This is a genomic window from Bradyrhizobium sp. AUGA SZCCT0177 (genome assembly GCF_018130125.1).
GTDB lineage: Bacteria > Pseudomonadota > Alphaproteobacteria > Rhizobiales > Xanthobacteraceae > Bradyrhizobium.
Genome location: NZ_JAFCMA010000029.1, coordinates 27,488 through 41,517, shown reverse-complemented (window position 1 = coordinate 41,517; position 14,030 = coordinate 27,488). Strand labels below are relative to the sequence as shown.

General features: G+C 62.1%; 13 protein-coding genes. 8 read left to right on the top strand and 5 right to left on the bottom strand.

Annotated elements, in window-relative coordinates; translation table 11 throughout:
• Window positions 1–41: 41 nt before the first annotated feature.
• The 3 genes from JQ597_RS28640 to JQ597_RS28630 are packed head-to-tail and all read left to right on the top strand — an operon-like array spanning window position 42 to window position 2,544.
• Window positions 42–494: a MaoC family dehydratase gene (locus JQ597_RS28640; RefSeq protein WP_212268832.1), complete on the top strand. Its 453-nt coding sequence runs from the start codon at window positions 42–44 to the stop codon at window positions 492–494.
• Window positions 491–1,366, top strand: coding sequence for an HpcH/HpaI aldolase/citrate lyase family protein (locus JQ597_RS28635; protein ID WP_212268831.1), 876 nt, complete (start codon window positions 491–493; stop codon window positions 1,364–1,366). Before JQ597_RS28640 ends, JQ597_RS28635 begins: the two co-directional genes overlap by 4 nt.
• Window positions 1,363–2,544, top strand: coding sequence for an acyl-CoA dehydrogenase family protein (locus tag JQ597_RS28630; RefSeq protein ID WP_212268830.1), 1,182 nt, complete (start codon window positions 1,363–1,365; stop codon window positions 2,542–2,544). The genes JQ597_RS28635 and JQ597_RS28630 overlap by 4 nt, the downstream gene beginning before the upstream one ends.
• 163 nt (window positions 2,545–2,707) lie before the next feature.
• On the opposite strand, the gene JQ597_RS28625 is transcribed toward JQ597_RS28630, so the two are convergent.
• From JQ597_RS28625 to JQ597_RS28605, 5 genes are all read right to left on the bottom strand, one after another.
• Window positions 2,708–3,853 (bottom strand): acyl-CoA dehydrogenase family protein, encoded by a 1,146-nt coding sequence (locus JQ597_RS28625; RefSeq protein ID WP_212268829.1) that lies wholly within the window; start codon window positions 3,851–3,853, stop codon window positions 2,708–2,710.
• 62 nt (window positions 3,854–3,915) lie between these two features.
• Window positions 3,916–4,893, bottom strand: coding sequence for a 3,5-dioxohexanoate:acetyl-CoA acetone transferase (gene kce / locus JQ597_RS28620; RefSeq protein ID WP_212268828.1), 978 nt, complete (start codon window positions 4,891–4,893; stop codon window positions 3,916–3,918).
• 38 nt (window positions 4,894–4,931) lie between these two features.
• Entirely contained in the window at window positions 4,932–5,726 is a 795-nt protein-coding gene (locus JQ597_RS28615) for an enoyl-CoA hydratase-related protein (RefSeq protein WP_212268827.1), read from the bottom strand.
• 18 nt (window positions 5,727–5,744) lie between these two features.
• Complete coding sequence (locus tag JQ597_RS28610; protein ID WP_212268826.1) at window positions 5,745–6,503, bottom strand: glucose 1-dehydrogenase; 759 nt, start codon at window positions 6,501–6,503, stop codon at window positions 5,745–5,747.
• Window positions 6,504–6,592: 89 nt separating this feature from the next.
• Entirely contained in the window at window positions 6,593–7,765 is a 1,173-nt protein-coding gene (locus JQ597_RS28605) for an acyl-CoA dehydrogenase family protein (protein WP_212268825.1), read from the bottom strand.
• 247 nt (window positions 7,766–8,012) lie between these two features.
• Between JQ597_RS28605 and JQ597_RS28600 the strand changes: the two genes are divergently transcribed.
• The 5 genes from JQ597_RS28600 (at window position 8,013) to JQ597_RS28580 (ending at window position 14,029) form a co-directional block, all read left to right on the top strand.
• The gene (locus JQ597_RS28600) at window positions 8,013–9,311 is read left to right on the top strand and encodes an enoyl-CoA hydratase-related protein (RefSeq protein WP_212268824.1); all 1,299 of its coding nucleotides are present in this window, start codon (window positions 8,013–8,015) and stop codon (window positions 9,309–9,311) included.
• A gap of 61 nt (window positions 9,312–9,372) precedes the next feature.
• Window positions 9,373–10,563 carry a CaiB/BaiF CoA transferase family protein gene (locus JQ597_RS28595; RefSeq protein WP_212268823.1) on the top strand — a complete coding sequence of 397 codons (1,191 nt, stop codon included), beginning with the start codon at window positions 9,373–9,375 and terminating at the stop codon, window positions 10,561–10,563.
• 30 nt (window positions 10,564–10,593) lie between these two features.
• Window positions 10,594–11,766 carry a phosphotransferase family protein gene (locus JQ597_RS28590; RefSeq protein WP_212268822.1) on the top strand — a complete coding sequence of 391 codons (1,173 nt, stop codon included), beginning with the start codon at window positions 10,594–10,596 and terminating at the stop codon, window positions 11,764–11,766.
• Window positions 11,767–12,125: 359 nt separating this feature from the next.
• Window positions 12,126–12,983: a branched-chain amino acid ABC transporter permease gene (locus JQ597_RS28585; protein WP_212268821.1), complete on the top strand. Its 858-nt coding sequence runs from the start codon at window positions 12,126–12,128 to the stop codon at window positions 12,981–12,983.
• Complete coding sequence (locus JQ597_RS28580) at window positions 12,980–14,029, top strand: branched-chain amino acid ABC transporter permease (RefSeq protein ID WP_212268820.1); 1,050 nt, start codon at window positions 12,980–12,982, stop codon at window positions 14,027–14,029. Before JQ597_RS28585 ends, JQ597_RS28580 begins: the two co-directional genes overlap by 4 nt.
• The last annotated feature ends 1 nt before the right edge of the window (window position 14,030 follow it).

Below are 14,030 nucleotides of genomic sequence, written 5' to 3'. Positions count from 1 at the left end.
TAGTATGCATGTGTACGAATACAGAAAGGCGAGGAAACGGGATGGCGGGACTCTATTTCGAGCAGTTTTCGGTCGGGCAAACTTTCGTTCATGAAATCCGGCGGACGGTCACCGACATGGACAACATCCTGTTCTCGTCGCTGACCTATAATCCGGCGGCCGTGCACATCGATCACGAATACGCCAAATCGACCGAATTCGGCAAACCGCTGATGAACTCGATCTTCACCCTCGGCCTTGTCATCGGCCTGTCGGTGCAGGACACCACCCTTGGAACGACGGTCGGAAACCTCGGGATGGAAGACACCAAATTTCCACGCCCGGTCTTTGCCGGTGATACGATCAGGGCGGAAACGAAGATCCTGGCGGTGCGCGAGAGCAAGTCCCGCCCGACCCAGGGCATCGTCACGTTCGAGCATCGCGGCTTCAACCAGCACAACGAGGAAATCGCTTATTGCCGCCGCACAGGCCTGATGATGAGGCGTCCCGCATGAGATTGCGCTCCCTTCTGTTTGTGCCTGGCGACAGCGAGCACAAATTCGCAAAGGCATCCGGTATCGGCGCCGACGCGCTGATCCTCGATCTTGAGGATGCCGTAGCGCCGCCGCGCAAGGCGCTGGCGCGCGAGATGGTGAAAAACCTGCTGGGTGGTCCGGCGCGCGACTGGGCGTTTCTGGTGCGCATCAATCCGCTCGGCAGCGAGCTGACGCTCGAAGACCTCGCGGCGGTTGTTCGTCCGGGCCTCGACGGCATCCTGATCCCGAAGGTCAACGGCACGCAGGATATCGAACTGATTTCGAACTACGTCGACGTGCTCGAGGTGGCTACCGGGGTCACGCCGGGGCATGTGAAGTTACTCGTGGTGGCGACCGAGACACCGGCTGCGATGATCGGCTTTGCGAGTTATGCAACGCCGAGCAGGCGCCTGGTTGCGATGACGTGGGGCGCGGAGGATCTGGGCGCGGCGCTCGGCGCGCTGTCCAACAAGGAAGCCGACGGGAGCTGGACGTTTCCCTATCAGGTAGCGCGGGCGCAATGCCTGTTTGCAGCTGGTGCCGCTGAAGTCATGGCGCTCGATACGCTGTATGTGGATTTCAAGGACGAGAAGGGGCTGGCGGAAAGCTGCCGGATCGCACGCCGCGACGGCTTTGTTGGAAAGATCGCCATTCACCCCGCTCAGGTCGCGACGATCAATCAATGCTTCACGCCGTCGGAGACCGATCTGGCCCACGCGCGCCGCGTGGTGGCGGCCTTTGCCGCGCAGCCTGATGCGGGAACGCTCGGCATCGACGGCAAGATGTATGACATGCCGCATCTGATCGCGGCAAAGCGCGCGCTCGCCTCGGTCGGGGAGGACGTCACATGAGTGCATTGGCCAACGAGTTCGAGCCGGGAGACGATCAGGCGGCTATTCGCGAGGGCGTACGCTCAGTCGTCACGCGCTTTGGCGACGACTACTGGCTGGCGCGCGATGACGACGGCAAGTTTCCGTTCGAATTTCATCGCGCGATGGCCGACGCCGGCTGGCTCGGCATCACCATGCCGGAAGAGTATGGCGGTTCCGGTCTCGGGGTGACCGAGGCTGCGATCATGATGCATGAAGTCGCCAGCCATGGCGGCGGTATGTCCGCGACATCGGCGGTGCATATCAACCTGTTCGGACCGCATCCGATCGTCGTGAAGGGCACGCCGGAACAGAAGGCGCGCTGGGTGCCGCGGCTGGTCGCCGGCGAAGATCAATGCTGCTTCGGTTTTACCGAGCCGGATGCCGGGCTGAACACGACCAGGATCAAGACTTTCGCGCAAAAGGTCCCCGGTGGCTATCTCGTGCACGGCCAGAAGGTCTGGACCTCGACCGCACAGGTCGCCAACAAGATCATGCTGCTGACCCGGACCACCAAGTATGAAGATTGCGCGCGGCCGACCGATGGCATCACGATCTTCTACACCGACCTCGACCGGTCCAAGATCGACGTTCATCGCATTCCAAAGATGGGCCGCAAGTCGGTTGATTCCAATGCCATCTTCATCGACGGCCTGTTCATTCCGGAAGCCGACCGGATCGGCGAGGAGGGCAAGGGTTTTTCCTACATCCTGCACAGCCTCAATCCCGAGCGTATCCTGATTGCGGTCGAAGCGATCGGGATCGGCCAGGACGCGCTGCGCCGGGCGGCGAAATATGCAAGGGAGCGCGTGGTGTTCGACCGGCCGATCGGCCAGAATCAGGGCATCCAGCATCCGCTCGCGGAAAACTGGATGTATCTGGAGTCAGCCTGGCAAATGGCGATGCGTGCTGCCTGGCTCTACGATCACGACAGACCCTGTGGCGCCGAAGCCAACGCCGCCAAATTCCTCGGCGCCCGCGCCGGCCACGACGCGGCGTGGCAGGCGATCATGACCCATGGCGGCTTTGGATACGCCAAAGAGTATCACGTCGAGCGCCTGTTCCGCGAAGTCTCGATCACGCGGCTGGCCCCGATCACCGAACAGTTGATCCTCAGTTTTATTGCCGAGAAGGTGCTGGAATTGCCGAAGAGCTATTGAGGAATTCTGAAAATGATTCGCTTTTTCGTCATGGCCGGGCTTGTCCCGGCCATCCACGTCTTTCTTGCCTAAGGAAGCCAGGATGTGGATGCCCGGCACAAGGCCGGCATGACGACGTGAGAGCCGCGAAGCGGCTTCTCGAACGATGCAGCCCCGATCTGCCCTACAGATTGCGCGAAATCAGCTCACGCATGATTTCCGAGGTGCCGCCGTAGATCCGCAGCACCCGCGCATCCGCGTAGAGGCGGCAGATCTCATACTCGCGCATAAAGCCGTAGCCGCCGAAGAATTGCAGGCATTGGTCGACAAGCCGGCCATGCATTTCGGTGATCCAGAGTTTTGCCGTCGACGCCGCGTAGGTGGTTAGTTCGTGGTTGATATGGTCGTGCAGACACTGGTCGGCATAGGCCCATCCCACCGCAAGATCGGATTTCAGGTCGGCCAACTTGAACCTTGTGTTCTGGAAGCTGCCGATCGGCGATCCAAAAGCGTTGCGCTGCTGCACGTAGTCCTTGGCAAGATCGAAGGCCTTCTGCGCCGCGGCGATCGAATGCAGCGCGATGGTCAAACGCTCCTGCGGCAGCTCGCTCATCAGCGCGCCCATCGCGCCACCTTCCGCTCCCAGCAGATTGCTGACGGGGACGCGCACGCCGTCGAAGAACAGTTCTGATGTATCGGAGGAGAGGTGTCCGAGCTTTTCGAGGTTGCGGCCGTGGCGAAAGCCGGGACGGTCGGTCTCGACAAGAACCAGACTCATTCCTCGTGAACCACCTTCCGGGTTGGTCCTGACAACGACGATGACGAGGTCGCACATCTGCCCGTTGGAGATGAAGGTCTTCTGGCCCGAGATCACGAACTCGTCGCCTTCGCGTAACGCGCGGGTGCGGATGCCCTGCAGGTCGCTGCCGGTGCCGGGTTCGGTCATCGCGATCGCGCAGACGGTTTCACCCGTCACCATGCGCGGTAGCCATTTCTTCTTTTGTTCGGGTGTGCCGTAACTGAGCAGGTACCCGCAGCAGACATCGTTGTGCACGGAGAAGTCGGTGGCCGGGCCTGCGAAGCCGGAATAGCTGAGTTCCTCGATCACGACGGCATTGTGCCGGAAGTCACCGCCGGCGCCGCCGAACTCTTCGGGGACCTGCGGGCAGAGCAGGCCGGCCGCGCCGCCGGCGCCCCAGAGCGACCTGTCGATGATCCCGGCTTCTTCCCATCGTGCGAAATCGGGCGCGATCTTCGATGCCGCGAAGCGCCGCACGGTTTCCCTGAACTGTTGATGTTCTTCGTCGTAAACCCTGCGATGGGGCAGCATTGAGGCCTCCCGTTGATTGCTTTTGGCGATCCGGCCGCTACATCATTCCGATCGATCAGCGGTCAGAACGCGACCTTGTCGCCGCCCTTGAGCTCAAGGATCTCGCGCGCCTCGTCGGCCGTCGCGACGTCCAGGCCCAGCCCTTCGATGATCTTTCGAACCTGCGTCACCTGATCGGCGTTCGACGCCGCAAGTTGGCCGGCGCCGATCCACAGGCTGTCTTCGAGGCCGACGCGCACATTTCCGCCGATGGCCGCCGCAATCGCCGCGACCGGCATTTGTGCGCGCCCGGCGCCCAGCACCGACCAGCGATAATTGCCGCCGAACAGGCGATCGGCGGTGCGCTTCATGTGCATGACGTCTTCCTGATGCGCGCCGATGCCGCCCAGGAGGCCGAACACGGTCTGGATGAACAGCGGCGCTTTCACCAGACCCTCGGTCCAGAAGTAATGCAGATTGTAGAGATGACTGGTGTCGTAGCACTCGAACTCATAGCGCGCGCCGGTCGAGTTAAGCGTTTCCAGCGCGTAACGGATATCCTTGAAGGAATTGCGGAACACGAGGTCGTGGGAGCCCTCCAGCATCGCGGGCTCCCAGTCATGCTTGAACTGCTTGTATCGCTTGAGCATCGGGAACAGGCCGAAATTCATCGATCCCATGTTCAGGCTGGCGACCTCCGGCTTCCAGACTGCCGCGGGCTTGATCCGCTCTTCGACGGTCATATAGGGCGAGCCGCCGGTCGTCAGATTCACCACCACGTCGGATCGCTGCTTGATGACACGAAGAAACGGCTCGAAGGCTTCCGGCGACTGATCCGGCCGGCCGTCTATCGGATTGCGGGCGTGAAGGTGCACGATCGCGGCGCCTGCCTCGGCCGCCCCGAGAGCGGATTCCGCGATCTCCGCCGCCGTCACCGGGAGGTGAGGCGACATCGAGGGCGTATGGATCGAGCCCGTGATCGCGCAGGAGATGATGACCTTACGTGCCGGCACGGTGTTTTCCTCTTGCGGAGCGCGTTCGGCTGATGCCGGAGAGGGCATCAGCAAGGCGAGGGAAGCGACGCGTTCATTGTCGAAGCTTAAGTGAACTTGTGGAAGTCCGGCGTCCGCTTCTCGTTGAAGGCGGCGACACCTTCCTTCGATTCCGCAGTATCGTAGAAGAGCTTCACGGCGTGTAGGGCGAGGTTGCTGATACCGCGAATGTTGTCGCTGTCGGCGTTGAACGAGCGTTTTGCGAGCGCGATCGCGGTCGGTGACCGCTGCGCAAGCTTGTCGGTCCAGTCCTTGACCGCGGCATCGAGTTCGGCGGCCGGAACCACCTTGTTGACGAGGCCCATTTCACGCGCCTGTTCGGCGGTGTAACGGTCGTTGATGAACCAGATTTCGCGCGCCTTCTTGTCGCCGACGTGGCGGGCCAGCAAGGCGGTGCCCCAGCCGGCGTCGACGGAGCCGACTTTCGGTCCGACTTGCCCGAACTGCGCGGTGTCGGCGGCAATCGTCAGGTCGCACAGCGTCGCCAGCACGTTGCCGCCGCCGATCGCAAAGCCGTTGACGCGTGCAATGACAGGTTTGGGAACATCCCGGATCAGGCCCTGCAACTCGTCGATCGGCAGCCCGACGACGCCGCGGCCGTCATATTGCCCTTCATGCGCGGACTGATCGCCGCCGGTGCAGAAGGCCTTGTCGCCGGCGCCGGTCAGCACGATGCTCGAAACGTTGCGGTCGTTGGCGGCAATCTGGAACGCCTGAATCAGTTCTTCGAGGGTCTGGCCGCGAAAGGCATTATAGACCTTGGGTCGGTTGATGATGATCCATGCGGCACGATCGCGGACTTCGTAGATTACGTCGGTGAATTTGGTCGGATCTGCTATCATCGCTAAACCTCACATCTGCTAGATCATGTTCATGCCGCCGGAGACCGAGATGGCCTGTCCGGTGATGAATTTGCCGTCGTCCGACGCCAGTAAAGCGATGATCCCGGCATAGTCGTCGGGCTCGCCCATGCGCTTTAAGGGAATGCCGCGAACCATCGCGTCCTTCCATTTCACAGCCTGTTCGCCTTCGCCCAGCACCGCCGCCATCATCGGCGTGTTGGTGGGGCCCGGACACACCGCATTCAGCAGCACGTTCTTGCGGGCGAGTTCGCGGGCGATCGATTTGGTGAAGGAGATCAACCCGCCCTTGCAGGCCGAGTAGACCGCCTCGTCGCTGGTGCCGACGCGGGCCGCGTCGGAGGCGATATTGATGATACGGCCGCCGCCATGTTCGACCATCAGCGGCGCGATGGCGTGGTGGGTATTGAGCGGACCATACAGATTGATGCGGATGATCTTGTCCCAGAGTTCCTTGTCGGTCTTCAGGAACGGCATCGGCCGGTCCCAGCCGGCGTTGTTGACGAGAACCCAAATGGGGCCGATTTCGGCCTCGACCTGCGCGACTGCGCGATCGACCGAGGCGCGGTCGCCGACATCGACGGTGTAGGTCGTGATCGCCGACTGCGGCGCCAGTTTCGCCGTCTCATGTCCGGCGTCGGGATTGATGTCGAAAATCGCGACCTTGCAGCCTTCTTCCGCGAGCCGAAGGGTGATGGCGCGGCCGATGCCCTGGCCGCCGCCGGTAACGATCGCTACCTTGCCTGATAAGCCTCTCAAATCTCACTCCCTTGGTTTGCGACGCTTCGGTCGTCTGTTCTGTTTCGGCGGATACCTTGGCGTCCGCCGGCCGTGTGGCATCAATGCGATCAACCGCTCTTGGTGAGCGCAAAACCACATTGCGCGAACATCTGGCGGGCGATGATGGTTTTCATGATCTCGATCGATCCGCCCGCAATCTTGACGATCCGGGCGTCGACATAGGCGCGCGCGATCGGGTACTCCGTCATATAACCCCAGCCGCCGAATAATTGCAGGCATTCATCGACCGCTTCGCAGTGAAGTTCGGAAGTGAACATCTTGGCCATCGCGGCGTCGACCGGATCGAGCTTTCCTTCCATGAAGAGCGAGATGCATCGATCGGTAAAGACACGGGCGACCGTTGCTTTGGTCTTGAGATCGGCGAGCTTGAACTGGGTATTCTGGAAGTTGGCGAGCTTTTGACCGAACACGCTGCGGTCCGACGTGTATTCAACGGTCCAGTCAATCACGGTTTCGGTGACGGTGGCGGATCGGATCGCCTGGGCCAGCCGCTCCTGCGACAGCTTCGTCATCATCAGGGCAAAACCCTTACCCTCCTGTCCGAGCATGTTGGTCGCGGGAATGCGGATGTTCTCGAAGAACAGTTCGGAGGTATCCTGGGCCTTCATCCCGATTTTTTCGAGGTTTCTTCCGCGCTGAAAGCCGGGCCGGTTGCTCTCGACGATGAACAGCGTCAGGCCCTTGGCGCCGGCGCTGCCGTCGGTCTTGGTCGCCAGCACGACGAAATCGCAGAGCTGGCCATTCGAGATGAAGACCTTCTGGCCGTTGATGACGAAATCATCGCCATCGCGCACGGCGCGGGTCCGGATCGCCTTGAGGTCGCTGCCGGCATGCGGTTCCGTCATGCCGAGCGAGCCGATTGCTTCGCCCGAGACCATCTTCGGCAGCCAACGCCGCTTTTGCGCTTCGGTGCCGAACGAAAGCAGATAGGTCGCCACGAGATCGGTGTGAATCAGAAATCCCGGGCCGCTCGCGCCGGAGCGCCATAATTCCTCGAACACGACCACGTCGAACAAATAGTCGAGGCCCATGCCGCCATATTCTTCCGGAACGGTACAGCAGAGTAGCCCCTCGGCGCCGGCCTTGAGCCACAGTTCCCGTGGCACGATGCCGTCCTTTTCCCACTGCGCATGAAACGGCACGATCTCGCGATCGACGAAGCGCCGGACCGATTCCCGGAAAATATGATGTTCCTCGCGGAAAATGGTGCGCTCGATCATCGACATCCGTCCACATCAATTTAGTTAGGTAGTGTACTATATGTTCGAGGATGGTAAAAGGCAAGCTGGCGCCGCGGGCTTTTTGCATCAGCGGTAAATAACGTCAGTGTCAGAACTTTCGCGCCCTGCGGCATCATCGCTGCAACCGAAGTAGAGCATTTTTCAAGGCGGCAAAGCTGCTGGTTTAAACTAGTACACAGATATACGATATGCTATAGGGCAAAAAACAACGGCGGAGAGGAAGCCCATGGACGAACTGCGAAAGTTGCAGCAATTCCGCGCCGAACGCCGCGAAAACAATGTCCTGCATCTTGTTTTCGACATGCCCGGCCGTCCGATGAATGTGTTCTCCAACGCCGCGATTGCCGAACTCGCCATTTTCAGCCGGTGGCTCCGCGACAGCGACGTCAAGGGCGTGGTGATCCGCTCGGGAAAGCCATCGGCATTCTGTGCCGGCGCCGATCTCGCCGAACTGGGATTGGCCTACGACATGATCATGGCAGCGCCGGCCGAGACGCGTGATCGCGTGGCGTTCGACCATTTCTTCCGCCTCAGTCAGGCGCTGCGTGGAATCGAAACCGCGGGCAAGCCGGTCGCGGCGGCAATCGCGGGCCTGGCGCTCGGCGGCGGCGGCGAACTGGCGCTGGCGACCCACCACCGGGTCATGGTCGATGATCCCAAGGTCGCGTTTGGCTTGCCGGAGTCTCTGGTCGGGCTGTTGCCGGGAGGTGGGGGAACCCAACGGCTGCCGCGTCTGACCGGAATCGAAAAGGCATTTCCGATCCTGCTGGACGGTGCGCGGCTGTCCGGCCAGGCCGCTATTGCCGCCGGCGTGGTCGATGAGTTGGTTCCTGCCGGCGAAGAGGTGGCGGCGGCGGAACGATGGGTGCTGTCGCATCCATCGGCGTCGCAGCCTTGGGACCGTTCCAGTTGGCGGCCGGTGGATGTCGATGATGCAGCTTCAATCATCGAGCGGAAACGCGAGGGTGTTCTGGCGGAAACACTTGGGCACTATCCGGCGCCGCTCGCTATTCTCGATTGCGTCGCGCAAGGGCTGCCGCAACCCTTTGATGCGGCGATCCGCAGCGAGATGCAGATATTCTCAAAGCTCATCCAGCGGCGCGAGCCGCGCAACATGATCAGGACGCTGTTTCTCGGGCGGCTCGATCATGACCGTTTTCGCAAGGCGGGAGGCATTCCGGCGCCCGTCGAACAGGCCGTGGCGGCGGTATCCGAGGCGCTGCAGGCCGGAGCAGATGCAACGCTTGCAAACGCGTTCGCCCGCGCCGGTTTTCACGGCCCGGGCAAGGCGCCGGCATTCGATGGCGTCATTGCGCAATCCGCATTCTGGCTGGAGGCGGAGCCTGTCACCGACGGCAAATGCGCGCTGCGTGAGCGGCTGGCGCGGGCGTATGCCGTGGCAGACCAATGGCGGGCCTCTTTCTCCGAGGATCAGCGCCGCGCGGCGGATTATCTGCTGGTCACGAAATACGGCTTTCCCGCCTACATGGCAGGTGCCTTCTCCTCCGCCCAGCCGGGCGCCTGACTGATGCCGGCGTCGAAACTTCATCTACCGCGGCTCGCGCAACTCAATTGAGAGAACGACAGTGTCAAAACCCCTGACCGGCATCCGCGTCCTCGACCTGTCGAAGGTCCTGGCAGGTCCGCTATGTGCGCAATATCTCGGCGATCTCGGCGCCGACATCATCAAGGTGGAGACCGTCGGCCAGGGGGATGAGACGCGCGGCTGGCCGCCGTTTCCGGCGCCGGGCCTCGGCACGGTCTTTCTCAGCGCCAACCGGAACAAGCGTAGCATCGCCGTCGATATGAAAACGGAGAAGGGCCGCGAGATCGTCCACGCGCTTGCAAAATCCGCCGACGTCGCCATCGAAAGTTTCGGAACGGGGGTCGCTGAGCGCCTTGGCATCGACGCCGCAACGCTGCGCACCCTGAATGACCGCCTGATTCATTGCAGCATCTCCGGGTTTGGCCGCGCCGGGCCGCTGAAAAACTCGCCCGGCTATGACGTGATCCTGCAGGCATTTTGCGGGGTCATGTCGATGACCGGCGACGAGGACGGCGGCTATATCCGCAGTCCGATCTCGCCGATCGACCAGATGACCGGCGTGCATGCCTTCAGCGGCATTCTGGCGCTGCTGTATGCGCGGGAAAAAACCGGGAAGGGCGGCGAGATCCAGGTCTCGCTGTTCGAAACCGCACTGGGCCTGCTCGGTTACAACCTCCAGACCTTCTGGGAGCGCGGCGTTCAGCCGCCGAAATGCGGATCGAGCCATGAATCGCTCTGTCCCTATCAGGCCTTCGAGGCGGCCGACGGGCCGATCATGATCGGGGTCGCCAACGACAATCTCTGGCGCAAATTCTGTGCGGTCACCGGATTGAGCGCAATCGTCGATGATATCAGATTCAGGACCAATGCGGATCGCGTTGCGCACCGCAAGGAAACCCTCGGTCATGTCCAGGCGGCGCTGCGGCAAAATTCCGTCGCGCACTGGAACGAGGTGCTGACCGGCGTCGGCGTGCCCTGCGCGCCGATCAATTCGATCGCGCAGTTGCTCGACCATCCGCACACCAAAGCGAGCGGCATCATTGTCGATTACGAGCACCAGACCGCGGGCAGGCTGAAGGGTGTCGGTCACCCGGTTCTGATCAACGGGGCGGAACGTCGCGCAGGCAGGCCGCCGCCGGTGCTGGGACAGCACACCGACGACGTGCTGGGTGAAATAGGTCTGTCATCCGAAATAATCGGCGAATTGCGTCGGGAACGTGTGATCGGTTGAGGTTTGCGCCGCTTAAGGGGAATCGAGAAGATGGGACAATCAACAGATACGGCCTTGGCCGCGCTGAAAATCAGCGGACGTGTCGCTTACGAGCGCCTGGCGCGGCCAATGGCGCGCCGGTTCGACGATGTGCCCTGCACACCTTACGCTGTTACGCCTGAATGGCTGACGGCGGTCCTCTGCGGCAAGGTCCCGGGGGCCATTGTCACAGACGTTGAAATCAAGCCTGCGAGTGCGGGCACCCACGAGCGGCATCAGTTAAGAGTGTCCTACAACGAGGAAGGTCGCCGCGCCGGCTTGCCGGTCTCGATCTTCACCAAGTCGCTGCCGAGTATCGTCACCCGCATGATCGGCGGCTTCAACGGCACGGCGCGCGTGGAGGGCAGTTTCTTTACGCAGATCCGCGCCCAGCTCGAGATCGAAGCCCCGCTGTGCTATCATTCCGCCTATGATCGGCGAACGTTTGCGGCGATCCATCTGCTGGAAGATTTGGTCGCAACCAAGTCAGCGACGTTCTGCAATCACAAGACATACGTCACCCGCGCCATGGCCGACGACATGATCGATCTCTTGGCGTCGTTGCACGGCCGCTTCTACGGCGATCCGACGCTGGCCGAACGCTACCGCTGGCTCGCCAGCTATCCCCGATGGTTCACCATCGGTGCGGCGAAAATGGGCACCGAGTATTACACGAGGAAAGCGTTTGACGCCGCCGCTCACGTCATTCCAGCTGCGGTCATGGCGCGCCGCGACGATGTCTGGCCCGCAACAATGCGCGCACTTGCGCTGCATGACAGCGAGCCGCAGGGCCTCATTCACTCCGACGTGCACATCGGCAACTGGTACCGGACAGGCTCGGGCCAAATGGGGTTGTGCGACTGGCAATGTCTGTCGCGCGGCCATTGGTCACGCGACTTCGCCTACGCCGTGACGGCGTCGCTGACGCCGGATGATCGCCGGAGCTGGGAGCGCGAACTGCTGGCCCGCTATATCGAGCGGTTCGCGGAGAAGACCGGCGTCAAGCCGGACTTCGACCTCAGCTTCCGGCGCTATCGGCAGCAGATCGTGCACGCGCTCGCAATGTGGACGATCACGCTGTGTCACTCGCCGCTGTTGCCGAACATGCAGCCCGAGGCCACGACGCTGACGATGATCGGGCGGATGACGACGGCGATGGCCGATCTGGACGCGCTCGACAGTTGATCTTCGTTGGCTTGCAGTTTTGTGCGCCGAAATCCGCCGCGTCGTTGCGCTTGTGTACTAGTTCGTCGAGCAAACTCCCGGCGTGACGGCATACGTGTGGCAGAGCAGCGCAGGTTGGTTGGCGTTTTGCGTTTGCGGGACATATAAGTATATGATAAACACGTGTACTAAATAGCGGGCATAGACCCGGCTCCGCCGGCACGGCGGGAAAAGAAGCAGTTCGGCGTCGCGCCCGCGATCGGATCGTTGGCGCACACCTAACGTGGCGGGGAGGGTGCTTTGCGGAAGCGGGTGCGCAAATTGGCGGCGTATCGGACGGACGCGTTTCGTCCGCGGACGCATGACGAGAGGGCGCCGGCGTGATCGCGCTGCTGATCGCCAATTCGCTGGCGCTTGCCTCGCTGTTGATCATGCTCGCCAGCGGCCTTGCGCTGATCTACGGGCTGCGCGACGTCATCAATTTCGGTCACGGCGCGATTTACATGCTCGGCGCCTATCTCGGCTACACGGTCTCGCTGGTGGGTGGATTCTGGCTGGCATTGATCGTGGTGCCGATCCTGCTCGCGCTGCTCGGAATAGCCTTTGAGTATCTGGCGCTGCGGCCCCTGCAGGGCAGGTCGCATATCGAGGTCGCGCTGGTCACGCTCGGGCTCGGCATCATCCTCGGGCAGATCATCATCTTCTTTTATGGCGGCGTTGCGCGCAGCGTCGATGCGCCGCAAATCCTGTCCGGTTCGGTCACGGTGCTGAACCTGTCCTATCCGGTCTACCGCATTTTCCTGATCATCATGGGGCTGGGGTCGTGCGCGCTTCTTGCCCTGTGGCTCAGATACACATCCTCGGGGCTCTATGTCCGCGCGGTGAGTCAGGATCCGTCCGTTGCGCGCATGATGGGCATCAATGCCGACCGGCTCAGCTTGCTGGTGACCAGCCTCAGCACCGCGTTCGCCGGTGTCGCCGGCGTGCTGGCAGGTCCCTATCTGTCGATTGACCCGGGAATGGACGTGACGATGATCGTCAACTGCCTCATCATCGTGGTGATCGGCGGCACCGGAAGCATTGGTGGCGCGATCGTCGCAGCATTGCTGTTCGGCTTCATGCAGGTCGCGGGATCGGTTTTCCTGCCGAATATCGCGGCCCTGGTTCCCTACATCTTGCTGATGATCGTGTTGCTGGTCGCCCCCCGCGGCATCGGGCGCGGCAGGGTGCTCAATTGAGTAACCGGACAACGACCGCGGCAAGCGAGCGCGTTGCCCCACTCGGCGCGATCGGCGGATCGTCCCTGCGCGTGCCGCTGACCCTTGTCGCGGTTGCGATCGTGTTCGTGGTGGGTGCGGTGGCGCCAACCCGCTTCGCCGGCGATTTCGTGCTCCGGCTGGCCAATGAAGGCTTGCTGCTCGGCATGCTCGCCCTCAGCGTCGCGTTCCTGATGAACCAGGCCGGACTGGTGGCGCTGGGCGCGGCGAGCATCTATGGCGGCTCCGGTCTGCTGTTCGCCATCGCCATGAACGACTGGAACCTGACCCCGGTGTGGGCGTTGTGCGCCGCCTTTCTCATCATTGTCGTCTACGCCACCGTTCTTGGCGCGCTCATTGTGCGCACCAATCCGCTCGCCTTCATGATGCTGACGCTTGCCGCCGGCGAGATGATCAGCCACGCCGTCATGCTGGAAGCATTGCGCGACTATACCGGAGGCGCCGACGGGCTCGTCGTCAGCTTCAAGGGTACGGTATTCGGCATGGAGGCTGCGGACTTTGCCAGCCCGGCGCGGTTCTGGTTGGTGATGTGGGTCGCCGCATGGCTTTCCGGTTTGGCGCTTTGGGCCGTCGGCCGCTCCCGCCTCGGCGCCATCCTGCGCGCGGTGCGGGAGAACGAGGAACGCATGCGGTTCTCGGGATTCGACACCTATCTGCCGCGCCTGATCGCCTATGTGCTCGTCAACATCGTCGCCGCCGTTGCCGGCCTGCTGCACGTGCTCAACGCCGGCTTCGTCTCGCCGGAGAGTCTTGGAATTTCGGTCAGCACCAATTCGCTGGTCGCGGCCCTGATGGGCGGCATCGCCGGCTCCGTGGGACCGCTGCTGGGCGGCGTGATCTTTTCCTTTGCGCAGGATGAATTCGGCGCGCGCGGGCTGACGCAGCTTTTGACCGGCATCGCCATCGTCGTGTTCATCGTGGTTTTCCCGCGCGGTGTCGTCGGCGGATTGTCGAGCATGGCATGGCTGCGGAAGCTCGGGTTCGGCGGACGACGGGAGACGTCCTGAC